This is a genomic window from Pseudomonas sp. NFACC46-3, from assembly GCF_900114515.1.
In the GTDB taxonomy this organism is placed as follows: Bacteria; Pseudomonadota; Gammaproteobacteria; order Pseudomonadales; family Pseudomonadaceae; genus Aquipseudomonas; species Aquipseudomonas fluorescens_Q.
Map to the genome: position 1 here is coordinate 144,025 of NZ_FOTH01000003.1, position 23,202 is coordinate 167,226.

General features: G+C 58.8%; 26 protein-coding genes. 16 read left to right on the top strand and 10 right to left on the bottom strand.

Annotated elements, in window-relative coordinates:
* Window positions 1-30 precede the first annotated feature (30 nt).
* On the bottom strand, window positions 31-543 hold the full coding sequence (locus BM300_RS06155; protein WP_092462337.1) for a hypothetical protein: 513 nt from the start codon (window positions 541-543) through the stop codon (window positions 31-33).
* A 714-nt stretch (window positions 544-1,257) separates the two neighbouring features.
* Between BM300_RS06155 and BM300_RS06160 the strand changes: the two genes are divergently transcribed.
* From BM300_RS06160 to BM300_RS06175, 3 genes are all read left to right on the top strand, one after another.
* Window positions 1,258-1,767, top strand: coding sequence for a BRO-N domain-containing protein (locus BM300_RS06160; protein WP_092462339.1), 510 nt, complete (start codon window positions 1,258-1,260; stop codon window positions 1,765-1,767).
* Window positions 1,768-1,964: 197 nt separating this feature from the next.
* Entirely contained in the window at window positions 1,965-2,144 is a 180-nt protein-coding gene (locus BM300_RS06165) for a DNA-binding protein (protein WP_092462341.1), read from the top strand.
* A gap of 629 nt (window positions 2,145-2,773) precedes the next feature.
* The gene (locus BM300_RS06175) at window positions 2,774-3,760 is read left to right on the top strand and encodes a hypothetical protein (protein WP_092223547.1); all 987 of its coding nucleotides are present in this window, start codon (window positions 2,774-2,776) and stop codon (window positions 3,758-3,760) included.
* On the opposite strand, the gene BM300_RS06180 is transcribed toward BM300_RS06175, so the two are convergent.
* Together BM300_RS06180 and BM300_RS06185 are read right to left on the bottom strand one after the other, a co-directional pair.
* Window positions 3,757-4,953, bottom strand: coding sequence for a DUF3298 domain-containing protein (locus BM300_RS06180; protein WP_092462343.1), 1,197 nt, complete (start codon window positions 4,951-4,953; stop codon window positions 3,757-3,759). The genes BM300_RS06175 and BM300_RS06180 overlap by 4 nt on opposite strands.
* 125 nt (window positions 4,954-5,078) lie before the next feature.
* Complete coding sequence (locus BM300_RS06185; RefSeq protein WP_092345617.1) at window positions 5,079-5,894, bottom strand: sulfite exporter TauE/SafE family protein; 816 nt, start codon at window positions 5,892-5,894, stop codon at window positions 5,079-5,081.
* 112 nt (window positions 5,895-6,006) lie between these two features.
* Between BM300_RS06185 and BM300_RS06190 the strand changes: the two genes are divergently transcribed.
* On the top strand, window positions 6,007-6,783 hold the full coding sequence (locus tag BM300_RS06190; RefSeq protein WP_092145221.1) for an AraC family transcriptional regulator: 777 nt from the start codon (window positions 6,007-6,009) through the stop codon (window positions 6,781-6,783).
* Between the two features lie 82 nt (window positions 6,784-6,865).
* Window positions 6,866-7,183, top strand: coding sequence for a helix-turn-helix domain-containing protein (locus BM300_RS06195; protein ID WP_063324696.1), 318 nt, complete (start codon window positions 6,866-6,868; stop codon window positions 7,181-7,183).
* Between the two features lie 15 nt (window positions 7,184-7,198).
* Here the strand turns inward: BM300_RS06195 and BM300_RS06200 are convergent, their stop codons facing one another.
* Window positions 7,199-8,257, bottom strand: coding sequence for an MBL fold metallo-hydrolase (locus BM300_RS06200; RefSeq protein ID WP_092223542.1), 1,059 nt, complete (start codon window positions 8,255-8,257; stop codon window positions 7,199-7,201).
* A gap of 190 nt (window positions 8,258-8,447) precedes the next feature.
* Between BM300_RS06200 and BM300_RS06205 the strand changes: the two genes are divergently transcribed.
* Window positions 8,448-9,056, top strand: a complete 609-nt coding sequence (locus tag BM300_RS06205) for a TetR/AcrR family transcriptional regulator (protein WP_072348224.1) — start codon at window positions 8,448-8,450, stop codon at window positions 9,054-9,056.
* Between the two features lie 23 nt (window positions 9,057-9,079).
* On the opposite strand, the gene BM300_RS06210 is transcribed toward BM300_RS06205, so the two are convergent.
* Window positions 9,080-9,613, bottom strand: a complete 534-nt coding sequence (locus tag BM300_RS06210; protein ID WP_092145215.1) for a DUF1003 domain-containing protein — start codon at window positions 9,611-9,613, stop codon at window positions 9,080-9,082.
* A 93-nt stretch (window positions 9,614-9,706) separates the two neighbouring features.
* On the bottom strand, window positions 9,707-10,654 hold the full coding sequence (locus BM300_RS06215) for a LysR family transcriptional regulator (protein WP_092462345.1): 948 nt from the start codon (window positions 10,652-10,654) through the stop codon (window positions 9,707-9,709).
* Between the two features lie 14 nt (window positions 10,655-10,668).
* Between BM300_RS06215 and BM300_RS06220 the strand changes: the two genes are divergently transcribed.
* Window positions 10,669-11,379, top strand: coding sequence for a CTP synthase C-terminal region-related (seleno)protein (locus BM300_RS06220; RefSeq protein WP_092462348.1), 711 nt, complete (start codon window positions 10,669-10,671; stop codon window positions 11,377-11,379).
* On the top strand, window positions 11,376-11,690 hold the full coding sequence (locus tag BM300_RS06225) for an antibiotic biosynthesis monooxygenase family protein (protein ID WP_092145209.1): 315 nt from the start codon (window positions 11,376-11,378) through the stop codon (window positions 11,688-11,690). The genes BM300_RS06220 and BM300_RS06225 overlap by 4 nt, the downstream gene beginning before the upstream one ends.
* A 216-nt stretch (window positions 11,691-11,906) precedes the next feature.
* Here the strand turns inward: BM300_RS06225 and BM300_RS06230 are convergent, their stop codons facing one another.
* Window positions 11,907-12,233, bottom strand: a complete 327-nt coding sequence (locus tag BM300_RS06230; protein WP_063324689.1) for a DUF2025 family protein — start codon at window positions 12,231-12,233, stop codon at window positions 11,907-11,909.
* 243 nt (window positions 12,234-12,476) lie between these two features.
* Here BM300_RS06230 and BM300_RS06235 point away from each other — a divergent pair, with 243 nt between their 5' ends.
* Together BM300_RS06235 and BM300_RS06240 are read left to right on the top strand one after the other, a co-directional pair.
* Entirely contained in the window at window positions 12,477-13,604 is a 1,128-nt protein-coding gene (locus tag BM300_RS06235; RefSeq protein WP_092145207.1) for a glycerophosphodiester phosphodiesterase, read from the top strand.
* A gap of 123 nt (window positions 13,605-13,727) precedes the next feature.
* Window positions 13,728-14,033: a PepSY domain-containing protein gene (locus BM300_RS06240; protein ID WP_063324687.1), complete on the top strand. Its 306-nt coding sequence runs from the start codon at window positions 13,728-13,730 to the stop codon at window positions 14,031-14,033.
* Between the two features lie 81 nt (window positions 14,034-14,114).
* Here BM300_RS06240 and BM300_RS06245 read toward each other — a convergent pair whose 3' ends face one another.
* Window positions 14,115-15,740: a methyl-accepting chemotaxis protein gene (locus tag BM300_RS06245; RefSeq protein WP_092145203.1), complete on the bottom strand. Its 1,626-nt coding sequence runs from the start codon at window positions 15,738-15,740 to the stop codon at window positions 14,115-14,117.
* Between the two features lie 244 nt (window positions 15,741-15,984).
* On the opposite strand from BM300_RS06245, the gene BM300_RS06250 reads away from it, so the two are divergent.
* The 4 genes from BM300_RS06250 to BM300_RS06260 all read left to right on the top strand — a co-directional run bounded on the left by BM300_RS06250 (window position 15,985) and on the right by BM300_RS06260 (window position 18,863).
* Window positions 15,985-17,007: a transporter gene (locus BM300_RS06250; protein ID WP_063324685.1), complete on the top strand. Its 1,023-nt coding sequence runs from the start codon at window positions 15,985-15,987 to the stop codon at window positions 17,005-17,007.
* Window positions 17,008-17,149: 142 nt separating this feature from the next.
* Window positions 17,150-17,293, top strand: coding sequence for a hypothetical protein (locus BM300_RS30995; RefSeq protein WP_003204853.1), 144 nt, complete (start codon window positions 17,150-17,152; stop codon window positions 17,291-17,293).
* A gap of 37 nt (window positions 17,294-17,330) precedes the next feature.
* Window positions 17,331-17,561, top strand: a complete 231-nt coding sequence (locus BM300_RS06255; RefSeq protein ID WP_092462350.1) for a hypothetical protein — start codon at window positions 17,331-17,333, stop codon at window positions 17,559-17,561.
* A gap of 102 nt (window positions 17,562-17,663) precedes the next feature.
* Window positions 17,664-18,863 carry an MFS transporter gene (locus tag BM300_RS06260; RefSeq protein ID WP_063324684.1) on the top strand — a complete coding sequence of 400 codons (1,200 nt, stop codon included), beginning with the start codon at window positions 17,664-17,666 and terminating at the stop codon, window positions 18,861-18,863.
* Here BM300_RS06260 and arfB read toward each other — a convergent pair.
* Window positions 18,860-19,273, bottom strand: a complete 414-nt coding sequence (gene arfB, locus BM300_RS06265; RefSeq protein ID WP_092145197.1) for an alternative ribosome rescue aminoacyl-tRNA hydrolase ArfB — start codon at window positions 19,271-19,273, stop codon at window positions 18,860-18,862. The genes BM300_RS06260 and arfB overlap by 4 nt on opposite strands.
* 338 nt (window positions 19,274-19,611) lie before the next feature.
* A complete protein-coding gene (locus BM300_RS06270; protein ID WP_063324682.1) occupies window positions 19,612-21,030 on the bottom strand; it encodes an amino acid permease in 1,419 nt (472 codons plus the stop codon).
* 937 nt (window positions 21,031-21,967) lie between these two features.
* Here BM300_RS06270 and BM300_RS31000 point away from each other — a divergent pair.
* Complete coding sequence (locus BM300_RS31000; protein WP_003178782.1) at window positions 21,968-22,105, top strand: hypothetical protein; 138 nt, start codon at window positions 21,968-21,970, stop codon at window positions 22,103-22,105.
* A gap of 92 nt (window positions 22,106-22,197) precedes the next feature.
* Window positions 22,198-23,163 (top strand): M29 family metallopeptidase, encoded by a 966-nt coding sequence (locus BM300_RS06275; RefSeq protein WP_092462352.1) that lies wholly within the window; start codon window positions 22,198-22,200, stop codon window positions 23,161-23,163.
* The last annotated feature ends 39 nt before the right edge of the window (window positions 23,164-23,202 follow it).

Consider the following 23,202-nt stretch of genomic DNA (forward strand, 5'->3'; position numbering starts at 1 on the left):
TCTACGCCTATACGAAACAGTTAACGATGGTTATTTACGGAAAGCATAAAGCCGGTGAATGAATACAATCAGGGCGCCCAGCAAGAACGTGGACAGGAAAATTCCGACCCGAATCCAGTTCATAGCTGGGAAAGTCCCCTCCGGAAACAGGGTCAGCTTGATGAACACCTCGACCTTCGATAACAGATAACCAGCGACAAAGGCTGACACCACCTTCGCAATCCCCTGGAACTGCTCTTTTTCTGCTTTCGAGAGTGGTGCGAAGAGCACCCCGACACCCCATCCCAGCAGCGCCCCGAGCAAGGCGATCAATCGATTAAGTCCCTCCTCGCTTTCACTGCCACCACTTAAGGTGCTGGTGAGACTCCAGATCAGGCCGGCGAATGCGAAGAAAAAGAGGGTAGCAAAAATGATGGTGCCCGGGTTGCTGCCCAAATGGATTTGCAGCGTTTTATACCAAGTTGCTTCAGGGCCCTTTTCCGAAGTGGCTGTTGCTGGAGTATCTGTGGATTCAAGGTCTGTCACAGCATGTCTATTTTCCATGTTGGTCTCCCTGATGCCGCGTTGTTGACCCGACTTTGAATCTGAAGCCAGAACTCGATGCGTAGCCGGATTGTTTGGTTGTTAAACCCATACAACAATCAGTCTAGCCAAGGCGCTCGCAAAATAATAAAGGCCTGCCATGCGGGTTGAAGTTAGACGTCCCGTTATGGTTAAAGTCTATGTAACGCCTTCGCCAATCAGATGCGGTTGATCTTGAGCCTATACGATCCTCGCAGCGCGAACCCGATGATTACGTTAGCTGAAGATTCTTGAGGTGGCATGCTACCAATCGAAAAAATCCCCCTGTGCGGGACTTGTAGGCTTCTAGAACGGCCAGGATAGACTCAATTATCATGGCCGATTTTGAAGGGTTGACCCCGCGGCATTGAGCCTCTAGGCTCTCAATCCGGCGCCTAAGAAACGCCTCAACCAGAGCGGTCCTCCGCACCCGACAGCCAGCGGCTTTTTTTCGTCTGCGGTTTCTCTACGCCTGCGAAAATCCCCCGTTATGTCGGGAGTGGGCGAATACAAGACCCGAAAGGGGAATATGTCCGGCCCGTCTCTGGTGGGTTTCTTAGCTCCCGGCACCCATAACGAATGCCCTAAGAAAGCAGCCAGAGGTAAAGGATATGCCTGTAAATCTGACCTTCAAGATGAAGGTAACCAGCCCTACCCGCTCGTCAGCTCATGCACAGCCGCTTCTGGAGATCTGTCATGTCTGACCCCCTGATTCCTACTCAATTTATTCGACACAATATTCATCTGCACGCCCTTCTGGTTGAAAACCAGGCTTGGTTCAGCGCCTCCGACTTGGGACGCTTGATGAGCAAGCACCTCGACGAGCGCATGACCCGCAAGCTTGACCCTGACCAGCGCCGGATGATGCTCGTGCATGTCCACGGCTTGACCGAAGAGCGTCTGATGCTGAGCGAGTCGGGCGTTTATGCGTTGCTGGTCTATCACTACTGCCCTGAGTATCGGTTGCTACGTGAGTGGATCACGCATCAGGTGGTGCCTACGCTGCGGGATGAGCGCTACTCACATAAGGGGGAGCGTCCTACGTTGAGCGTGTTGGATTGGCCGAAGATGTCGCTCTGCATGCTGCACTGGCAGGATGAGCCGTGGATTCGTTTGCGCGATATGCCGGCGGTGTTGGTGGATGATCCGTTTGGCCAGCATGAGTCTTGGTGGCGGAAGGCGTCGCGGGTTTTGCGTGGGTTTTGAAGCTCAATCTGAAGCCGTCGTTCGTGTTCGGGCGGCGGTTCTTTGTTGGTGAAATGGGGGTTGGGGCTGCTTCGCAGCCCAGCGGGGATAAATCCCCTCGCCACAATTCAGCGGCAGGCCTCATTACTGTGTTTTTTTAAGATCACGAGCAGGCTCCCGTTGAGTTGCTCAAGAACGAGATTTTTTGGAGATGTGCCATGGCTGAAGAATACAAAAGTGAAGCTCTCGAATCGATTCACAACTCGGCTGAAGCGCTGCTGAAGATCGGCGCTATCGACACGGCCGCTATGCGGGAGTTCGACGAGACCTGCATTGCTGAGGTGCCTGCTGAAATCTCAGATCAGGAAAACTCTTCCGAACTCACGACCGTCCCTTAAAACTCTCGATGATGTCCCCGGGGGTGCAGTCAAAATCCGCCGACATCCGAATCTTCCCCTTCAACCGACCTGGCTTGCGCATCTGAGGCGTATCGGCATGAGGTAGCAGATCCAGATGAGGCTTATCGGCCTTTGTGAACACCATCCTGTCCCCCTGCCATGCACGCGTACCTGCGGATTTTGCGTCATCACTCATTCGATCCCCCTTGTCATCATCCTTGGCCTTCGCAATGCCTCGCAGTGTAGCAACGCTCGCTTCAGGAGCAGGCTTGTCCAACATAGTCGGAACTACAATGCCGATTGTCGTGGCTCAAGCCTCCACTTCCGGCAATATAATTCCGGTTATGCGTACGCGCGTGGTTAAGCGAGTTGTAATTGCGACGTTGCCGTCTGTGTTCGAGCGACGGTTTTTTGTTGGTGATAGGAATTGGGGGCTGCTGCGCAGCCCAGCGGGAGCAAGCTCCCTCGCCACAGGGTCGGTGTTGAGCTGGAAGAATATCAATAACGTCTCGGGCGCTGTCCATGGGCGGGGCATTGCTACAAATTTGCTCTGAGCTGAAAACAGTCAGTGCAACCCACCCCGCCTCCCGCTATTAATACCCTTCTCCTCTCAAGGACCCGAGCCCACCATGAAATTCGACCTCGCCTACTGCCGCAGCCTCGACGACAAGCTGTCGATCTATGACGTTCGCGATTTGAATTTCGACGAGACGGTGGCGTTCGATTCCGCGAAGGAACAGTTCCAGTGCCCCAACGATGCCTGTCGAATGGCGTTTGATGCGGCGAATGTGTTGGGGACGTTCAACGCCAAGAATGTGAATTACGTGCGCACGCCGCACTTCAAGAACATCCCCAGCACACGGCATATCGAAGGTTGTCCTTATGTCAGCCTGAAGGCATCGGCGTCGGGCCTGGAAGTGGATGGTGCGGAATCGGATGACGGGCGGGAGGAGCATTTCCCTTCGGAGTTGTTGCTGACTCGACGTGAGTATGTGCGCAAGCCGTCCAACCCGACGGCGACTGCAGACGTGATGCGCGATGAGCGAGTGCCTTCAGCCGCCAGGCATGACGAGCACCCGGGCCGTGACTCGGCACCGGACAAGACCCATGTCTTCGCCCATCCGGTGGAGTGCTTCGTGTCGAACTTCGCGGACAAGGACCTGCTCAAGCGCATGATGCTGAAGATTGGCGAGCACACGGCGCCCTATGGCTCGTTCTTCAAGAAGGTCGAGTACCTGCTGGATAACAAGGGGCTCATTTACTGGGGCAAGATCAAGGAGATCAAGGATTACACGCAAAGCTTTCGCATCGATTTCGAACAGAAGGTCTGGTTCAGGCAACCGGACGAGACGAAGAAGAAGCCTTACTCAGTCAATGTTTACCTGAGCAAGAAGTTGATCGACAACTACCGCAAGCGCAAAGCGTTCCTGGAAGAGATCAAGCATGCCGTCGACAGTGACGCGCCGTTGTATTGCTTCTTTTATGGCGTGACGCCGGAGTTGAAACAGGTACCGAGCAAGAAGAACCCCGAACAGACGTTCGGGGTGTTCAGTGCCAGTATCGAGAACCTCGATCACTTCGTTATTCGGGAGGCACCCGGGTTGGCTGAGGGTTAGTCACCAGTCCCGGGCAATTGAAGTTTGACCGCACCGGGGTGTTGTTTTACGACTGCGTATGGCAGCACCGACCAGCCAGGATCATCACAAACGCGTTGCGCGCGGGCGAAGAACGGTCCCAGGTACAAACCTTTTTCGGTGAAGTACCAATTGGAATATCCCCAGACGCCTTCATCGGTGTAGTCGCAGCTGTCTTCATCCGTTGGCTTCAGCATCTCGTCGGGGTACAGCGTGGTGAATTGCTTGATCAGCCATGGCGCGAATACCTCGCGCTGGTAAGTGTATCGCGCCTGGCTCTCTGCATCGGTCAACGGAGCATCACCCATGTCGTTGTGGCCGGCGTACAGCGTTGGCTTGCCTGTGCCAACCCAGAGCACATCTTCCAGCGACAAACTGTGGCCGGTGTGAGCATCGAGATTGAGCGGCGAATTGCCAAAATCCGGATGCACGCCGCCGCAGTAGTAACTTGTGGAAATGTTCAGGCTGATCACATCGGGCGATAGGAATTTGGGCGCAACGCCTTGGTCGAACTCGGCATTATCCGCGCCCTGCAACAGACAGCCGTGGTAGCTGATGACTTCGGTCCAGAGCCGTCCCAACAATTGCCGATTGACCCGTTGTAGTTCGTCTTTCGAGTAGCCGGACTCGACGCTGAACATAGAAATGCCGGAATCTGGCTCCGTCCACCATTGCAAGTCATGCCCCATGAAAGATTCTTTCTTGCCCGGCTTGAGTTTCAAGCCTTGCAGGCGGAGATACTCATAAGGATCACTTTTTTGCAGCTCGGCGATAACGGGGGAAAGATCAGCCCCAGGTGCCGGGAGCCTGGCCTCGGTCAACTGTACGGGCAGAACTTTGCCCTTGAGACTTTTCCATTCACCCTGCCAGCCGTTGGCCGTTTTTTGCAGCGTCAGGGTTGGCAGCGATTGGCCGTCGTCGTAACGGGTACCGCCCTCGACCAGCGTCAGGGTCTTTCCTTGCTGCGAGCCGCTCAATCCCAAGTCACGATGGTATTTCTCATAGAAATAACGACCGATGACCTCGTCCTCTTGAGCAGTGTTGAGTCCCAGCACAATCGGCATCTTGCCCAAGGTGCCGGTAAAGACGCCACTACCACCATCGGCACTGGCTGTCGAACAGAGCGCGAGCAGGCACGCGGCGCTGGATGCGAGGAGCAACAGTCCTTTGAACATGGAATCTTCCTGGAAAAAGCGAGCGTCAGCTCACGAAATGAGTGGCGCGAAGTATGACGAATCAGCCTCATAGAATCGATATGCCACCCTCTCCCACAAAATTTTGAGCAATGCCACGCAGCAACTTACCGCACCGATATGCCCAACATCACGACGATCAACAATCCGATATAGACCCCGGCGTGAAATCGATCCGGTATCCGCCCGATCCATGGCGTAGCTAATCGAATCCCCACTAACGAGCCCAGTGTCAAAACCGCAAACGCCTGCAAATCCACATACCCAACAAACCACGGCCCCAAATCAAACTCGGTAAACCCGGCCATGGCCATGTAAGTCAACGTCCCGGCCACCGCAACCGGCAAACTCAGCGGGTTAGCCATGGACGTCGCGCGCGACATGTTCAGCCCGCAACGACGCAATAACGGCACGGTCATGACGCTGCCACCCACGCCCAGAAAAGTGGCGATGACGCCGATGCTGATTCCGCCTGCCGATACCTCTGCCCTGCCCAATCGCCGTGGGACTACAGCGTCAGGCTGCGTCAGAAAACCGCGTCTGAACAAGCAGTCCAGGATGGTCACGCCCAGATAAACGATGAAGGCATAGCGAATGACTTCGCTACTCGCCCACATCGCGGCAACGGCTCCGACGATAGCGCCCAGGCCGATGAAGCCGCCCAACGGCCACACGTAGTGGCGAATGAGGTTACCGGCGCGGTGATGCTTGGCGGTGGCGATCAGCGCATTGACTATCATCACGCAGGTCGAGGTGGCCACGGCAATATGCATCGCCGATTGGCCGATAGGGTCGTCAGCGCCGTGGCTGGCGGTGAGCATGCGGTATAGCAAGGGCACCACGACGAATCCACCGCCGAAGCCGAACAGCACAGCAGTGATGCCTGTCATGCAACCGAAGAGTGCCAGCAAGAGGTAGAACATCGCGCAGCATCCGTAAGTTGAGAGAGGCCGACGATAGAGCGATGGGGCTTGGCCTGCCTCAGCAAGTAGGCCAATAATGTTTGTGTTTACGCCAATCGCTGGATACCGCTCGATGCGCAATGTTTCGATTGACCTGCTGGACGACACGCCACGGCCAGTAGTGGCTATCGGCACGGATTACCCCGACGGTCATCGGTTGCCGCGCCATACCCACCGGCGGGCGCAGTTGCTCTACGGCGCCACCGGAGTCATGCAGGTCAGCACCGCGGACGGCAATTGGGTGGTGCCGCCGCAACGGGCGGTGTGGATCCCGCCCGGGGTTGCCCATGAGGTGCTGATGCTGGGCGTCAGCACGCGAAGCTTGTATATCGAACCGGCCGCCGTAACGGCCATGGACGCCCGTTGCCAGGTCATCAGCGTGTCGCCGCTGATGCGCCAGTTGCTGATGGAAGCCGTGGAACTTGCCCCGGACTATGACGAGGCTGGACGCGACGGTGCATTAATCGATCTGTTGCTGCACGAGCTGGCCCGCAGCGCGCATTTGCCGCTGCACCTTCCACTGCCCAAGGACCCGCGCCTGCTAGGCCTGTGCCAGGGTTTTCTGAAACACCCCAACGCCCACGTCTCGCCCGTGCAATGGGCGGCGCAGCTACATATCAGCTTGCGCTCGTTCAATCGCCTGTTCAGCCAGCAAACTGGGGCAAGTTTCAGCCAATGGCGGCAACAGGCGTGTGTGATGTCGGCATTGTCCCGATTGGCCGTAGGCGATTCGGTAACCCGCATTGCCCTTGATCTGGGCTACGACAGCCCCGCCGCGTTCTCCACCATGTTCCGCCGGGTACTGGGACACGCACCGAGTGCCTGGCTGGAAAAGACCGCTGGCCATTGATCAAAAAAATGAGATTGATCGGGATTCAAAATAACTGTACAAAAACACAGTACTTTTTTATCCCATAGCTTTGGAGCCCCCCATGGCCTCTCTCGCAATCAAAACCACCCTGCAACGCATCGCTGTCTATCAATTCACCCCTGCTCACAGTGCACAGGCGCGAGCCATGCTGGGCTGGAGTGTCGAGGAGCTGTCCCGCCAATCCGGCGTCTCGGTCCAGGCCATCCGCCGCTTCGAGGCTGGGGGCGAGTTGCTCGATGTGACCCGCCTGGCCCTGGCCTTTCGGCTGGAGGCCGAGGGCCTGGTGTTCTTCCCCGGCTTCGCACCGGGGCGCGGCATGAACATCAAGGGCGCCACGCCGGATCCGATGGAGCGCCCAGACTACGCAATGATCGAATGATCGATGCGTCGGGAGTCAGGCCATGTCGGGCTGGTCCTGATAAGCCGAGGGCTCCACATCCAGCCACCAGGCGCGGCCACGTTTCGGCTGCGTCAGGGTGAATGCTTCGCCCATTTGCGGCGTAGCGATGCTGACGTTTCGCTCCCAGGCCAGGGCCAGGATGCGATCGAAGGGTTCATACCAGGCATGCATCGCCAGGTCGAATGTGCCGTTGTGAATCGGCAGCAACCAGCGGCCCCTGAGGTCGATATGAGCTTGCAGGGTTTGCTCCGGCTGCATGTGGACATGCGGCCAGTCGACGTTATAGGCACCAGTTTCCATCAGCGTCAGATCAAAGGGGCCGTATTGCTCGCCGATGCGTTTGAAACCATCGAAATAACCAGTGTCGCCGCTGAAGAAAATCCGGGTACCGGCGTCGATCATCACCCACGAGGCCCATAACGTGCCGTTGCTGTCGAACAGGCCGCGACCGGAAAAATGCTGGGATGGCGTGGCAATGAACTCGATACCGTCCACTTCGGTGCCTTGCCACCAGTCCAACTGACGGACCTTGCTGGCGTCGATGCCCCATTTGATCAGGGTGTCGCCCACGCCCAAGGGAGCCAGGAAGTGGCGGGTCTTGGCAGCCAGTTTGAGAATGGCCTGATGGTCGAGGTGATCGTAATGATCATGGGAAAGGATCACTGCTTCGATCGGCGGCAGTTCTTCCAGGCTGATGGGTGGCTGATGAAAACGCTTGGGACCGACCCATTGCACGGGTGAGGCACGTTCGGAGAAAACCGGGTCGGTCAGCCAGAACTTGTCCCGCAGCTTGAGCAGCACGGTGGAATGGCCGAGGCGCCAGACACTGTTATTCGGCGCGGCCAGCAGAGTGTCGCGCGACAGCGGTTGAACCTCGATGGCGCCCGAAGGCCGAGTGGTGCGCGGCTTGTGGAAGATCATGTTCCAGATGATACGCAGGGTGGTGCCAAAGCCTTCCCGAGGCGTGAAGGCATGATTGCGATACTTGCCCTGTTCACGCCGGGATGCGTCTTGGGCGGACGGATTGTCGGTCGAAAGAGAGGGAATGGTCATGGTGCGATAACTCCAAGGGCGTCGGCGCAATTGCGCTTCGCCGTCGTGGGACGCTGGATGGCCGTTGCATGCACGCTCAGCCGCTTGACTCAAAAAACTACACCACTCGGTGTACTTTCTAGATTGCATGAATCCCGGCAGCAAGTAAACTGCCGAGTGTAAGTTCTCTCATCTCACCGACGAATTGCCCATGACCGTACCGCAGCGCCTTACCGAGCGAAAACGCGAAGCCATCCTCCAGGCCGCGATTGCTGAATTCCGTAGCAGCGGTTTCGAGATCACCAGCATGGACAAGATTGCGGCGACTGCCGGCGTATCGAAGCGCACGGTGTATAACCATTTTCCGAGCAAGGAAGAGTTGTTTGCCGAAATTCTGAATCGGTTATGGAACAGCATTACCGCGGAACAGGACATGCCCTACAGCCCGCGAAAGCCGCTACGGGAGCAGCTGCAAACGTTGCTGCAAGCCAAACTGCACATGCTGGCGGACGAGAACTTCCTTGACCTGGCGCGCATCGCCATCGCCGCAACCATTCATTCCCCGGAGCGGGCCCGGGACATGGTGTCGCGCATGGGCCAGCGGGAAGAAGGCCTGACGGCCTGGATTCGCCAAGCCCAGGCCGATGGCCGGTTGAAACCCGTGGAACCGGCATTTGCCGCCCAGCAAATGCATGGGCTGCTCAAGACGTTCGCCTTCTGGCCGCAGGTCTCGATGGGGCAACCCAGCCTGACCCAGGATGAGCAGGCCCAGGTGATCGAATCGGCCCTCGACATGTTCCTGAGCCGTTACCAGGCTTGATCAAGAAGTCCTGGCGTGAAGGACTACTGCACCGATGGGTTGTGCACGACCTTCTGGTGCATTTCAGTGGTCAAGTTGTCGATGCGCTCGGTCAATGCCTTGGTCATTTCCGTCAGGCGGGTGTTCTGTTCCAACAACTCAAGTAACTGCGCCGTATTCTGCGCGGCCTGGGCCTGGCGCTCGCTATTGGCGATGGCCAAGGCTTCACGATGCTGGGCATCGGCTTCCGCCTGGGCTTTGTCCCGAGCAGCCTGACGGGTTTGTGCCAGCAAGATCAGCGGCGCGGCATAGGCTGACTGCAGGCTGAACGCCAGGTTCAGCAAAATGAATGGGTAAGCATCGAAATGAAAGACCCCCAGCAGGTTCAGGCTGACCCATATCAACACGATCAAGGTTTGCGCGCCGAGGAACATCGGCGTCCCGAAAAAACGCGCGAACGCCTCCGCTCTCAGCGCAAAGCGGTCATTGCCGAAGGTCGGCGCCAGATGCGCGTGGGGGCGATGAAAACGCAAGTGGTCAACGGGTGCGGCGGGAGTGGGTTGGGAAGACTTCGTCATCGTGATGTTCTCTGCCAAGGGCGGGTGCTTGAGGCACTATAATCGTTGGGGGACCATCATCCATTGAGTCATGCACACCCTACTCGTTAAAAGTCAGCGCCAGCGCAGATTGCGCCCCAGCTCATCGAACAAGCTCACCACCGAGCGCAAGGCCCGGCAGTCGGGGCGAGTCAGGAGCCACAGGGCGGTGTCATACCCCTCCAGCGGTTCGCCAAGGGGCATCAGGCCCTGGTGTTCATCGATCAGAAAGTCTGGCAGCGCCGCCACCCCCAAGCCGGCTCGCACCAGTTCGGTGACCGAGAGCATGCTGTTGCAGCGATAGGCGGGCACCACGGCGGGTAGATGTTGGCGGCGCCAGGCTACGGTGGGGTGATCCGGGAGAAAATCGTCCGACGCGATCCAGGTCATGGAAGCCAGGTCATCCGTATTCGCCAAGCGCAGGTAGGTGGCGCTGGCGCATACCCGGTATGCCACATCGCCCAGATTTCGACCGACCAGGTGTTCCGGCGGCGTACGGGTCAGGCGTAACGCGATGTCGGCATCGCGGCGGCTCAGGTTGGCGAAGTCGTTCGAGGTGCTCAGCTCAAGGGTCAACGCCGGATACGCGGGCATGAAACGCGCCAGCGCAGGCAGCAGCAACGCTTGCAGGACCGAGTCGCTGCACGTCAAGCGTACCGTCCCGCTGATGACCTCGCCGCCCTGCTCCACCCCCACCCGCGCCGCCTCCAAGGCCTGTTCGGCGCGCTCGGCTTGCTCGGCCAGCGCCTGGGCCAGGCTCATGGGCAAGTACCCGGAACGGCTTTTTTCGAACAAGGGCTGGCCCAGGGCCGCCTCCAGCCGACGTACCGAACGAAACACCGTGGACACATCCACCTGCAGCAATCGAGCGGCCCGGGCCAGTGAGCCGCCACGGACCAGTGCGAGGATCAGGGACAGGTCGGGATAGTCCAGACGATAGTGCGCTGCTGCATTGATCACTTGTATAAACGCCAATATTGATTGCGTGAACGCCAATCTATAGTGGCGACCAGGAATCAACAAGCGGCGACTCTCCCATGGAAAAACAGCGTCCTCTACACATCGCCCTGGTCGGCGACCATGCCCCCCAGATAACGGCTCATCGGGCAATCCCCATCGCCCTTGAGCTCATCACCAGACAAACCGGCCAAGACATTCACTTCCAATGGTTGGCAACCGACTCCATCGCTGACAACAGCGTTCTAAATGACTTCAACGGCGTCTGGTGCGTGCCCGGCAGTCCTTACCGAAGTGAAGACGGCGCCGTGCAAGCGATTCGTTTTGCCCGCGAACAGCGTCGCCCTTTCCTCGGCACCTGCGGTGGTTTTCAGCATGCCGTGCTGGAATACGCGCGCAATGTGATGGGTTGGGCCGATGCCGCCCATGGCGAAACCGATCCCGAAGCTAAACGCGCGCTGTTGACGCCGCTGAGCTGTGCCTTGATCGAAACCATCGATAGCCTTCAGCTCGATGCGGACTCGTTGATTGCCAAGGCTTATGGTCGCCAGATGGTATTCGAGGGCTACCATTGCCGCTTCGGGGTCAACCCGAACTTTGAAGAAGACTTGCTCAATCAGCGCCTGCATCCCGTGGCCCGAGACTCGGCCGGCGGCCTGCGAGCGATGGAGCTGCAGGACCATCCGTTCTTCGTCGCCACGCTGTTCCAGCCTGAACGTGCCGCATTGGAAGGGCGCGTGCCGCCGCTGGTCAGCGCGTTTGTCCAAGCCTGCGCCAGGACAACGCCATGAACGCCCACTACTACGCAGTGATTTTCACCTCCCTGCGCACCGAGGGGAACCAAGGATACGCCGAAGCCGCCGAGCGCATGCTGGCCTTGGCTCGAGAGCAGCCGGGGTTTCTCGGTGTCGAATCGGCGCGTGGCGAAGATGGCCTCGGGATTACCGTGTCCTATTGGAGCGATGAAGCCGCGATCCTGGCCTGGAAGCAGCATCCCGAACACTGCGCGATCCGTGAGCGCGGCCGCTCCACTTGGTATAGCCATTGCCATACGAGGGTGTGCAAGGTCGAACGCGACTATGCCTTCCAACGCCCAATCTAATGTCACAGGGTTTACCGTTGATCAATCTGTAGCGTGATAGCAGGGAAGCTTTTGTGGCGAGGGAGCTTGCTCCCGCTTGAGTGCGCAGCGCTCATCGCTTTTTTGCGGGCCGCTGCGCGACCCAGCGGGAGCAAGCTCCCTCGCCACAGGACCGTGCCATTCCAAAAATCCTTGTGGGCTCCCACGGGATCTCTGTTCAACGCAAGATCGAGGGCTTCAGCCCTCCACCAACTGCCGCACCGCCACGATCTCTGGCAAATCACTGCGGGCCATGTACACCCGCAAGGGTTCGGTGAGGTTGATCCGGTCGTCGATGTGCTGGTCCAGCAGCAACTGGATCCGCTCGCGCTTGAGGGCCATGGTGCCGTCTGCCACGGGGGCCCAGACAAATTCGCAGGTGGGGATGATGCCGTCGTCGGCCACGTCCATGCCGAAAGCGTCTTCGCTGAAACGCACGATGTACTGGCCAGTCTTGCGGTTCAAGCCGACAAAACCCTTGAGCTGGTCGGCGGCCTGGCAGATGAATGTCGAAGTGGTGCGCATGGTAAACCTCATGGATGCGTCCCTCAGGACGTCTGATCAATGGTTTACACGCAGGGCAAGCGGACACAAGATTTAAGGTTTCCCTCTGCCGGGGAAACTGATGCGGCAAGGGTACTGCAAAGCGGCCTGGAAATGCGTGGGAAAAATCTTCTTTGCACAGCTTTATGTCGGTATGGCGATAGCGCCGACCGCGTTCAGTTGTTAAAAGATAGTTTTTTGCACACCGACGAAAGGATTTCGAGCATGCCTGTCACCTTCACCCGCACCGCCTTGATGCTGAGCCTGTTGCTCGGCTTCGGCCAGCCCCAAGCGTCCGAGGCCCCGAGCCCCAAGGCCCTGGCAACCCTCCAGGGCATTCCGCACCCCGCCGTGATCGCCCACCGCGGGGCCTCGTTCGACGCGCCGGAATCTACTGCTGCCGCCTACAAGCTGGCCCGCGACCTGGGCGCCGATTACCTGGAACTGGACCTGCAACGCAGCAAGGACGGCGTGCTGTTCGTCCTGCATGACGACAGCCTGCTGCGCACCACGGATGTCGCGGTCAAATTCCCCGAGCGCAAGGACAGCACCGCCAACGAATTCACCATGGCGGAACTCAAGACGCTCGATGCCGGCAGTTGGTTCAACACCGCTTACCCGGACCGCGCGCGCCCTTCGTTCGCCGGCCTGAAGATCCTGACCCTCGATGAAGTGATCAATATCGCCGAGGGCAATCCGCAGCAAAAACCCGGGCTGTACATCGAAACCAAAGAGCCGAAACTGTTCCCCGGCATCGAGCGCGACCTGAAGGACAAATTGCAGGACCGCGGTTGGCTGAGCCCGGCCGGGTCGAAACTGGCCAAGCGGGCCACGGGAGTCGGCCAGGGCAAGGGCAAAGTCGTCTTGCAGACCTTTGAAAAGAGCAGTCTCGAACTGCTGCACAAAGAAATGCCAAAGGTGCCGAAGATCCTGCTGTTGTGGGTGGGCGAAGGCAACATCGAGCCCAAATCCAAGGTGCCTTTTGCCGAGTCCGGCGAAACGGACAAGGCCGCCTATTACGCCAAACAGGAACCCAAGGACAAGGCTGAATTCGAAAAATGGATTCAGTACGCCAAGGCCCAGGGCGCCGTTGGTACCGGGCCATCCGCGGCGTTGACCCATGGCGGCAGCCAGAGTTACGCGGACCTGGTGCAACCGTGGATGAACCAGTACACCCATGACCAGGGTCTGCTGGTGCATGTCTACACCGTGGATGAAGCGGTGGACTTCAAGAAAGTGATGGATGCCGGTGTCGATGGCATCTTCACCAACCGTGCCAATGAGTTGCTCAAGTACTTCCAGCGTCCCGAGACAGGCAGCGTGGTGCAACTATTGGAAAAGAATGGCTACTGAGTAGCAAGACGGTTGCCAGGCAACTTGCTTCAGGTTTTTTCGAATTAAGGGTGAATTAAGTTGCCACAGTTAATCTGAGCTCACTTAAACGACTCACCCTTAACGACACCAAGGAAAGAACTCATGAAAACATTGACTGCCCTGTTTACCGCCGCTGCCCTGACCCTGACTGCTGGCCTGGCCCAGGCAGATGTTCGCGTCGATCAGATTCCTCAACTGGTCAAGGAAGGCAAGATCAAGTCCCTTGAGTCGATGAACGACGAAGCCCTGAAGTTGCACCCGGGCGCGACCATCACCGACACCGACCTGGATAACCACTTCAACGGTTATGAATATGAAGTCGAATTGAAAACCGCCGACGGCAAAGAGTTTGATGTTGATTTCGATGCCACCACCGGCAAAGTCTTGAGCAACAAGCAAGACACTTGATCCATCAGCAAAAAAAAGAGCCGCGCAACCTTGGGGTTGCGCGGCTCTTTTGCGTTTATCAATACCTGTCGCGAACGACCGTCAGGCACTCAACCGCGCCGTCACTTCATTCAACTGTCCCGACAAACCGTGCAAGTCCCGACTGGCGGCTTCGGTGCGCTGCACATTGTCCAAGTTAGTGCTGGCAATGCAGGTGATTTCCGTCAGGTTGCGGGATATGTCTTCGGCCACGGAAGTCTGCTCTTCGGCTGCGGTGGCGATCTGGCGGTTCATGTCACGAATCGCTTCGACAGCCTGGGTGATGCGTTCGAGCATCACACCGGCCTGGGTCACTTGCTCCACACTTTCTTCGCTGCGCGATTGCCCACTTTCAATGGCGTGGGCCGCGTCCACCGCTCCCGTTTGTACAGTCTGGATAATCTGGTTGATCTCGATGATTGACGAAGCCGTACGCTGGGCCAGGCTGCGGACCTCATCGGCGACCACCGCGAAACCGCGCCCCGCCTCCCCGGCTCGCGCCGCTTCGATGGCAGCATTGAGGGCCAGCAGGTTGGTCTGTTCGGCGATCCCGCGGATCACCTCCAGCACCTTGCCGATGCGCCCGCTGTCGGTTTCCAACTGACGGATGACCGTGGCCGTGTTGGCGATCTCGCCGCGCATCCGGGTGATGGTGTGAATGGTCCCTTGCATGACCTTCTCGCCCTGCTGCGCCGATTGATCGGCGTCATCGGCCGCCCTTGCAGCGTCAGCCGCATGGCGGGCCACTTCCTGGGCTGTGGCGGACATTTCGTTCATCGCCGTCGCCACCTGATCGGTGCGTTCGAATTGCTCGCTGGTGCCCTGGCTCATCAGGCTGGCGATGGCATTGAGCTCACCGCTGGCACTGTCCAGTTCCGTGGCACTGCGTTGCAGGCGGGTAAAGGTTTCGGCAAGGAAATCGCGCAATGTGTTGGCCGCTACCGCCAGATTGCCCAACTCGTCCTGACGGTTGCTTGTCACACGCTCGGCGAAACGCCCATGGCTGAGTCGGGTCACGTAGTCGATCAGGTTACGGATCGGTTGAACCAGGTTGCGATTGACCAGCCACAGGCTGAACAGCCCAATCAGCACACCCGACACCAGCATGATCACGGTGCCCAGCATAATCGTGCGATCGGCGCCGGCACTGATCAGCGTCGATTGCTCGGTGGCCAGCTTGCGCAGCTCCACCACCAGCGCACTCATTTGCTCACTGGCCGCACGGTCCACGCCCTTGACCGCCGCATCGCCCGCCGCCGAATCGCCACCGGAGGCGACAAATGCGTCACGGCCCTTTTGGTAGGCAGCGCCCAACTGACGATGTTCATCGCGCAGGGCCACGATGCGGGTCTTGATTGGCGCCGGCACACCTTCACGCCCGCTCAATTGGCCAAGGATGTCTTGGACCTCACGCTGACGTTCCTCGAACTGCTTCCAGTATTTATCCAGGTCCGCCGGCTGCTTGCCGCGCAGCAGGACGTTTTTCCATTCCTGCACCTGCACCTTGAACTGCAGGTTGGCCTCGTCGATCAATTGCGAGGCACGCAACGGTCCATCGATCAGGTTGCGATAGTTCTGGACACCATTGGAAAGGAAATGAAAGGACGCCAGGGCGATCAGCAACATCGCCAGCAGGCTGCCGCTCAACAGGGCGAGAATCTGGGCTCGAAGGGATTTTTGTAGAATCATGGGGAGCAATCTCTAAGCAAGAGGAACAGGAACGATGTCCCGCCCCCATATCCGCAACACACCGAATACGGGGGATATGTACACGACATCGGCCTGCCCGGGGCATTCTTGAAACTTGGCGACTGCCGGTAGCGCCAGCTTGGCGGTGCGGATGGGACTGTCACAAAACCATCAAGAAAGCTTGCGAAGATGGCGTTCAAGTGAACCTGTAGCCGCGACAGGCACTTCCCGCCAGCGAGACTTCATGAACCACAGCCTTGATCAAAGCCACCGTGATCCGGACCTGTTCGGCCTGCTTTACGGGTTCCGTTTCCGCCCCGGCGAACGCGGGCAGGAAATCGATTCGGCCCAGGCCTTACGGAGCCTGCAACACCCGCAAGACTCGGATGAGTTCCTCTGGCTGCACCTGAACCTGGCCCACGCTGCGTGCGAGCGCTGGATGAAAGGTCACCTGGCCCTGCCCCAGGAATTTTTCGAAGCCTTGCACGAAGGCTCGCGCTCGACCCGCATCGAGCATGTCGACTCGGCGTTGCTGGCCGTGGTGAACGATGTCGTGTTCAACCTCAGCAACATGGTGTCCTCGGATGTCTCCACATTGTGGGTTTGCGTGCACAGCCGATTGATCGTCAGCGCGCGCCTGCAACCCTTGCACTCGGTCGACAAGCTGCGCTCGTCGGTGAAGGCCGGCGAGTGCTTTCGCTCGCCAGTGGAATTACTCGTGCACTTGCTGCGCGACCAGGGCGAAGTGCTGACCCAGATCGTGCGCAAGACCAGCCTGAGCGTCGACCAGGTCGAAGATCAATTGCTGTCCTCGCGGCTGTCCACCAACCGCGCCGAGCTGGGCAGCAACCGCCGGGTGCTGGTGCGCTTGCAGCGCTTGCTGGCCCTGGAGCCGGGTTCATTGCTACGTCTGCTCAACCGCCCGCCGCAATGGTTGCAGAAAGAAGACGTCAAGGAGCTGCGCAAATCCACCGAGGAATTCGCCCTGATCATCAACGACCTCACCGCGTTGAGTGAACGGATCAAGCTGCTCCAGGAAGAAATCGCCGCCAATCTCAACGAACAAAGCAACCGCACCCTGTTCACCCTGACGGTGGTCACGGTATTGGCATTGCCCATCAACATCATTGCCGGTTTCTTTGGCATGAACGTCGGTGGCGTGCCGCTTGCCAGCGATCCCGAAGGCTTCTGGATCCTGGTGGCACTGGTGGCAACCTTCACGCTGATTGCCGGCCGCTGGGCATTTCGCAAGCGAGGTGACTATTGAACATGACGTGTCTAGACAATCCCTTTTGTCGGCCCGACGGGATTTAAAAGTCTTTTTGTCATTTCTCCTGCTGTATCCTGCCCAGGCTTTGTAAAAGCGCGGATCTACCAGATCTATCCACAGACCTTGCGAGGAGCGCGATATGCACGAGATCCCTAATCTCCCCTTCCCAAGCCTGCACGACACTGAGCAGACGACCACGCTACAAGCCGGGGGGCAAGCAGACGCCCAGCAACCCGAGCCAAAAGAAGCCACTGAACGCCGCCAGGCCGACAGCGAAGACTGATTGACCCGCACCACCAGACCGTGTGGAAAGCGCTAAGATGCGCTTTCCACACCGCCTGAACCCCGAGCCCTCCATGACCGATGACACCCCTCCATTCAGCGAAGCCCAGGCCAGCGTACTGATCGGCACTGCCGAAAAAATGGTCGAGATCTGGACCCGCCTTCCTGCCGAGAAACAAGCGGTCCTGCTGGCGCGCTTTGGCAGCGAAGAAAACGCCATCGCCGCACTGGTTACCACACGCCTGGTCAGCGGTGAGGGCGGCAACTGAACCACCATTGGGCAAATAGTTTTACTTTTCTGCGCCCTGACCCCACGGTCGCCGTTATCATAAGCAGCCTATCTATCCTGCTGCTCCGTGGACCTTTACCCCATGTCAGATTCCCAGCGCCCCCTGGCGGTCACGCTGCAAGTCGTCTCCATCGTCCTGTTCACCTTCATCGGCTACCTGAATATCGGCATTCCCCTGGCCGTGCTGCCCGGGTTCGTCCACGGCGAACTGGGCTTCGGCGCAGTGATCGCCGGGTTGGTGATCAGCGTGCAATACCTGGCCACCCTGCTCAGTCGTCCTTACGCCGGGCGAATCATCGATAACCTGGGGAGCAAGCGCGCGGTGATGTTCGGCCTCGCCGGCTGCGGGCTGAGCGGCGTGTTCATGCTGGTCTCTGCCTGGACGCCCCACCTGCCCACGTTCAGCCTGATCAGCCTGCTGATCGGTCGTCTGGTGCTCGGCAGCGCGGAAAGCCTGGTGGGCTCCGGTTCGATTGGCTGGGGCATCGGCCGGGTCGGCGCGGCGAATACCGCCAAGGTGATTTCCTGGAACGGTATCGCCAGTTACGGCGCGCTGGCGATCGGCGCACCGCTGGGAGTGTGGCTGGTCAATGCGCTGGGGCTGTGGAGCATGGGCGTGAGCATTATCTTGCTCGGTTTGCTGGGGTTGGCATTGGCCTGGCGCAAAACCGCCGCGCCCATCGTCACTGGCGAACGCCTGCCGTTCATGCACGTGCTGGGGCGCGTCCTGCCGCACGGCTGCGGCCTGGCCCTGGGTTCCATCGGGTTTGGCACCATCGCCACGTTCATCACCCTGTACTACGCCACCCAGCATTGGGACAACGCGGTGTTGTGCCTGAGCCTGTTCGGCGCCAGCTTCATCGGCGCGCGCTTGCTCTTTGGCAACCTGATCAACCGAATGGGCGGCTTCCGCGTCGCCATTGCCTGCCTGTCGGTGGAAACCCTGGGCCTGTTGCTGTTGTGGCTCGCACCGGATGCCCACTGGGCCCTGGCGGGCGCGGCGTTGAGCGGTTTCGGCTTCTCCCTGGTGTTTCCGGCGCTGGGCGTGGAAGCGGTCAACCTGGTGCCGGCCTCCAGCCGTGGGGCGGCGGTGGGGGCTTATTCACTGTTCATTGATTTGTCGCTGGGGATCACCGGACCGCTGGCCGGTGCGATTGCTGCGGGCTTCGGCTTTGCCTCGATCTTTCTGTTCGCCGCATTCGCGGCCCTGGGCGGGTTGGCATTGAGCGTCTATCTGTACCGACAGGCGCCGAGGCATCGCCAGGAACGGGAGAAAAGCTAGAAGTCCACCTTGCCGCGGCCGGCCTTGATCGAGCCGCGCTTGGTCTTGGATTCCAGGCGACGCTTTTTCGAACCCAGGGTCGGTTTGGTCGGACGGCGCTTCTTCTCGACCTTGGTGGCGCTGAGGATCAGCTCGAGCAGGCGCTCCAGGGCATCGGCCCGGTTCTGTTCCTGGGTGCGGTACTGCTGGGCCTTGATGATCAACACACCGTCGCTGGTAATGCGACTGTCACTCAGGGCCAGCAGCCGCTCCTTGTAGAACTCGGGCAGCGACGAGGCCGGAATGTCGAAGCGCAAATGCACGGCACTGGAGACCTTGTTGACGTTCTGCCCCCCGGCCCCCTGGGCGCGGATGGCCGTCAGCTCGATCTCGGCATCCGGGATGTGCACGGTGTTGGAAATCGCCAGCATGGAAAGTGTCCGGTATCAGGCCCCACAGGATACCGCGAATCCCCCCGACAACGCCTAACCCTGTGGGAGGTGTGAGCCGGAAACGACAAACCCGGCACTTGGCCTAATGCGGTTCATTCAAGAAAAATGATGGACCTGTGGCGAGGGAGCTTGCTCCCGTTCGGCTGCGAAGCAGTCGTAAACCGGCGGGTGCGGTGCGTCTGATGCTCCGCATCTGGCAGGTTTTGGGGCCGCTTCGCGGCCCAGCGGGAGCAAGCTCCCTCGCCACGGGTTTGCCGATTGCCTTGAGTGAACAGCATTACGGCACTTCGCCGGGTTTGTTGTATTTTCAGGATGGATTACTTGGCTGCAGCCGCCACAGCCAGTTCCTGCCGCGCACTGCGCTTGTTCTTGATCCAATAGCACACGGCCATGAACACCACCCACACCGGAATCGCATAGACCGATACCTGGATGCCCGGGATCAACAACATCACGCCCAGGATGAACACCACGAACGCCAGGCAGATGTAGTTGCCGTACGGGTACCACAGCGCCTTGAACAGCGGCGTCTGATGGGTCTGGTTCATGTGCTGGCGGAACTTGAAGTGCGAGTAGCTGATCATCGCCCAGTTGATCACCAGGGTCGCGACCACCAGCGACATCAGCAACTCCAGCGCATGTTGCGGGATCAGGTAATTCAACAGCACCGCCACCAGCGTGACCGCCGCCGATGCGAGGATCGAACGCACCGGCACGCCGCGCTTGTCGATCTTGGACAAGACCTTGGGCGCATCGCCCTGCTCGGCCATGCCCAGCAACATACGGCTGTTGCAATAGGTGCCGCTGTTGTACACCGACAGCGCGGCGGTCAGCACCACGAAGTTGAGGATATGCGCCGCGGTGTTGCTGCCCAGCATCGAGAACACCTGCACGAACGGGCTGCCGCTGTAGGCATCGCCGGAGGCGTTGAGCGTGCTCAGTAGGCTGTCCCAAGGCGTCAGGGACAGCAGCACCACGAGCGCACCGATGTAGAAAATCAGGATCCGGTAGATCACCTGGTTAATGGCCTTGGGGATCACGGTTTTCGGTTTGTCGGCCTCAGCGGCGGTGAAACCGAGCATTTCCAGGCCACCAAAAGAGAACATGATGATCGCCATGGCCATCACCAGGCCGCTGACGCCGTTGGGGAAAAACCCACCATGGGACCACAGGTTGGTCACCGACGCTTGCGGGCCGCCGTGGCCACTGACCAGCAAATAGCTGCCCAGGGCAATCATGCCGACAATCGCCACGACCTTGATGATCGCGAACCAGAACTCGGCCTCGCCGAAGACTTTGACGTTAGCCAGGTTGATGACGTTGATCAGGATGAAAAACGCCGCCGCCGACACCCAGGTCGGGATATCCGGCGCCCAGTAATGGATGTACTTGCCGACAGCAGTCAGTTCGGACATGCCCACCAGGATGTACAGAATCCAGCAGTTCCAACCCGACAGGAACCCGGCGAAACCGCCCCAATACTTGTGGGCGAAGTGGCTGAAGGACCCGGCGACTGGCTCTTCGACGATCATTTCGCCCAACTGGCGCATGATCATGAAGGCGATGAAGCCGCAGATGGCGTAGCCAAGGATCATCGACGGGCCGGCTGATTTCAGCACCCCCGCCGAGCCGAGGAACAGGCCAGTGCCGATCGCGCCACCGAGGGCGATCAGTTGAATGTGGCGATTTTTCAGGCCGCGTTTCAGCTCGCCCGAATGCGAGTTTTGTCCACTCATGAAAAGGGTCTCACGCAAGGTTTGATGATGTTCGTTAGACGTTGCCGCTCGAATCGGATCTCAAGCAGCGCCGATCAAACCCCAGCGCAGGCACCAGGAATTCAGCGTTTTTACAACGGTCATGCGTCACCTGTTTGTTTTTATCTGTGACGAAATCGAACCCGACACGCTTGTGGCGTGGCGGAGTGAACAAGGTGGATAACCTTGAAAGTGCGTGGGTACGCGAAGGGTCACAGTAAAACGCGGCGCATTGTACACCGCTGACCCCCTGCTGCCAGACACCACCGGATCAGCGTGTCGTTTGCCGGGATTGCATGGGGCCGCCCCGAACATGCCGGGCGGCTGCAAAAAAGTGTCCAGGCCCTTGCGAGCCCCTGAAGGGTGTAGCGCTAAAAACGCTACGACGGGAGAAATGCACTTGAGCTGCGGCGTTCATTGCGCCTCCTTCTTGTTATTCACCTGCACGACAGGCATGAGGCGCATCTCACCCTGCCCATCGATTCGAAACAAGCGGGCCAGAGCTTTGGAAACCCCTGCAGGGCGGGGCTTACGGAAGTTTTTTCTTACGCTTTGGGAAAACGACGTTTCGGCCCCTCTCGACCGGCCTTTTACGTCAGCATTTCTTTACAACCCGTCACGCAAATTTTCCAAGTAGGAAATTTCCGTAGGCTGACTGCAAATTGACGGTAGGTAGCTACCTATTTAAAAAAACACCCAGGCGGCTGTTTTTGAATGAGTAATGTCGTCGCTGAAAATGGAACAAAAAGTTCAAACGAAAAAAATAAATTATTTTTTTGCAATCCAAAATTCCCTCGACTAGGTTTTCAGCGACTTGCCAAGGCATCGTGCCGACAAGTTCTGCGGTGCCGTCGCCGGCCTGTTTCCACTCGCCGAAGCGAGCCGCTTATTTCCGTAAAAGTCATCTAGGAGATTCACTATGCAAGCACTGGACAAAGACTTGGAAACCGAACTGCAACTGGACGAATGGTTTGAAGCCCCAACCCATGAAGCCGCCGTTGAAATGATGCAGGCCGATGCCGTCGTTCCATTCGGCACGGCGATGTGGCCTCTGTAGGCACCGCCCGGCGGAGGCGATCCGGCCGGTCGACTCCGCCACTTTTGCCGGTTGTCAGGGACGTTTAATGAACTTGTCAGGGAAGAATAAGCATGGACACGCAACGAGCCATCTCACATTTCCTTTACTACCTCGAACACCATCCCGCCCTGGCCGGCATCCAGCCCGCCAAGGTGTTGCTCGGCCATACCGCTGACTACGAAGCGCTGACCGGCGCCATCGCCGAACAGGCGGGCAGCGGCTCGCCCTTCCGGTTCAGTGCCATGCGCCTGGACCTCGAACCCACGGAGCGCCTGTCCCAGGCCATTGCCGACAGCGATCTGTATATTTTCTTCTACGACTCCTCGACCCTGCCCAACCCTCGTCCCGACGGCCCGGACTTTGTCCGCGCACTGCAAGGCGTGATGGCCGACAACTGGAAGAAATCGCTGCTGTTCAAGGACTACGGCGACTACTTCTACGACACCTTCAGCGTGATTCCCCAGCGTATCGCCGGACTCAACAGTCACCTGATCCGACGCATGTCCCAGGCGGCGACCCTGAGTTTCCAGGATGACCACGGTTCATATTTCGACACAGTCCTGGGCGGCGTGAAGAAGTGGACCGACATCAACGGCCTCGGCAACTACGACCTGGCGCCCGGCGAAATCGCCACTCACAGCGACACCATCAATGGTCGGGTGAATTTCGTCGGCACCTTCCTGAGCACCATCCCGTTCGCACGTAAATACGGCGTGCTGCAATCGCCGCTGGAGCTGTGGATCGAAGACTCCACCATCCAGAAAATCGCCACCGACGTACCGGGCCTGGAGCACGACTTCAACAAGTACCTGGACGCCAACCCGTCCAATCGCCGCATCGAGGAACTGGGAATCGGCACCAATGAAGGGGTCAAGAGTCTTTATGCACGCAACGCCGGTTTCGAGGAGCGCCATTGCGGCCTGCACCTGGGACTCGGTGGCGGGGCCAAGGGCAGCCATCACCTGGACCTGATTTTCGAGAGCGGCGTATTGGCGCTGGATAACGAGCCGATGTTTGATGGGCGGTTTGTGCTTTAGGGGCAGTTGCAAGCGGCGAGCTTCAAGCGGCAAGAAAGA

What these genes read in the sequence shown, in the direction of transcription:
- BM300_RS06155 (WP_092462337.1), bottom strand. Translation starts at nt 543, where the DNA reads ATGGAAAATAGACATGCTGTGACAGACCTTGAATCCACAGATACTCCA.
- BM300_RS06160 (WP_092462339.1), top strand. Translation starts at nt 1,258, where the DNA reads ATGTCTGACCCCCTGATTCCTACTCAATTTATTCGACACAATATTCAT.
- BM300_RS06165 (WP_092462341.1), top strand. Translation starts at nt 1,965, where the DNA reads ATGGCTGAAGAATACAAAAGTGAAGCTCTCGAATCGATTCACAACTCG.
- BM300_RS06175 (WP_092223547.1), top strand. Translation starts at nt 2,774, where the DNA reads ATGAAATTCGACCTCGCCTACTGCCGCAGCCTCGACGACAAGCTGTCG.
- BM300_RS06180 (WP_092462343.1), bottom strand. Translation starts at nt 4,953, where the DNA reads ATGTTCAAAGGACTGTTGCTCCTCGCATCCAGCGCCGCGTGCCTGCTC.
- BM300_RS06185 (WP_092345617.1), bottom strand. Translation starts at nt 5,894, where the DNA reads ATGTTCTACCTCTTGCTGGCACTCTTCGGTTGCATGACAGGCATCACT.
- BM300_RS06190 (WP_092145221.1), top strand. Translation starts at nt 6,007, where the DNA reads ATGCGCAATGTTTCGATTGACCTGCTGGACGACACGCCACGGCCAGTA.
- BM300_RS06195 (WP_063324696.1), top strand. Translation starts at nt 6,866, where the DNA reads ATGGCCTCTCTCGCAATCAAAACCACCCTGCAACGCATCGCTGTCTAT.
- BM300_RS06200 (WP_092223542.1), bottom strand. Translation starts at nt 8,257, where the DNA reads ATGACCATTCCCTCTCTTTCGACCGACAATCCGTCCGCCCAAGACGCA.
- BM300_RS06205 (WP_072348224.1), top strand. Translation starts at nt 8,448, where the DNA reads ATGACCGTACCGCAGCGCCTTACCGAGCGAAAACGCGAAGCCATCCTC.
- BM300_RS06210 (WP_092145215.1), bottom strand. Translation starts at nt 9,613, where the DNA reads ATGACGAAGTCTTCCCAACCCACTCCCGCCGCACCCGTTGACCACTTG.
- BM300_RS06220 (WP_092462348.1), top strand. Translation starts at nt 10,669, where the DNA reads ATGGAAAAACAGCGTCCTCTACACATCGCCCTGGTCGGCGACCATGCC.
- BM300_RS06225 (WP_092145209.1), top strand. Translation starts at nt 11,376, where the DNA reads ATGAACGCCCACTACTACGCAGTGATTTTCACCTCCCTGCGCACCGAG.
- BM300_RS06230 (WP_063324689.1), bottom strand. Translation starts at nt 12,233, where the DNA reads ATGCGCACCACTTCGACATTCATCTGCCAGGCCGCCGACCAGCTCAAG.
- BM300_RS06235 (WP_092145207.1), top strand. Translation starts at nt 12,477, where the DNA reads ATGCCTGTCACCTTCACCCGCACCGCCTTGATGCTGAGCCTGTTGCTC.
- BM300_RS06240 (WP_063324687.1), top strand. Translation starts at nt 13,728, where the DNA reads ATGAAAACATTGACTGCCCTGTTTACCGCCGCTGCCCTGACCCTGACT.
- BM300_RS06245 (WP_092145203.1), bottom strand. Translation starts at nt 15,740, where the DNA reads ATGATTCTACAAAAATCCCTTCGAGCCCAGATTCTCGCCCTGTTGAGC.
- BM300_RS06250 (WP_063324685.1), top strand. Translation starts at nt 15,985, where the DNA reads ATGAACCACAGCCTTGATCAAAGCCACCGTGATCCGGACCTGTTCGGC.
- BM300_RS30995 (WP_003204853.1), top strand. Translation starts at nt 17,150, where the DNA reads ATGCACGAGATCCCTAATCTCCCCTTCCCAAGCCTGCACGACACTGAG.
- BM300_RS06255 (WP_092462350.1), top strand. Translation starts at nt 17,331, where the DNA reads ATGCGCTTTCCACACCGCCTGAACCCCGAGCCCTCCATGACCGATGAC.
- BM300_RS06260 (WP_063324684.1), top strand. Translation starts at nt 17,664, where the DNA reads ATGTCAGATTCCCAGCGCCCCCTGGCGGTCACGCTGCAAGTCGTCTCC.
- arfB (WP_092145197.1), bottom strand. Translation starts at nt 19,273, where the DNA reads ATGCTGGCGATTTCCAACACCGTGCACATCCCGGATGCCGAGATCGAG.
- BM300_RS06270 (WP_063324682.1), bottom strand. Translation starts at nt 21,030, where the DNA reads ATGAGTGGACAAAACTCGCATTCGGGCGAGCTGAAACGCGGCCTGAAA.
- BM300_RS31000 (WP_003178782.1), top strand. Translation starts at nt 21,968, where the DNA reads ATGCAAGCACTGGACAAAGACTTGGAAACCGAACTGCAACTGGACGAA.
- BM300_RS06275 (WP_092462352.1), top strand. Translation starts at nt 22,198, where the DNA reads ATGGACACGCAACGAGCCATCTCACATTTCCTTTACTACCTCGAACAC.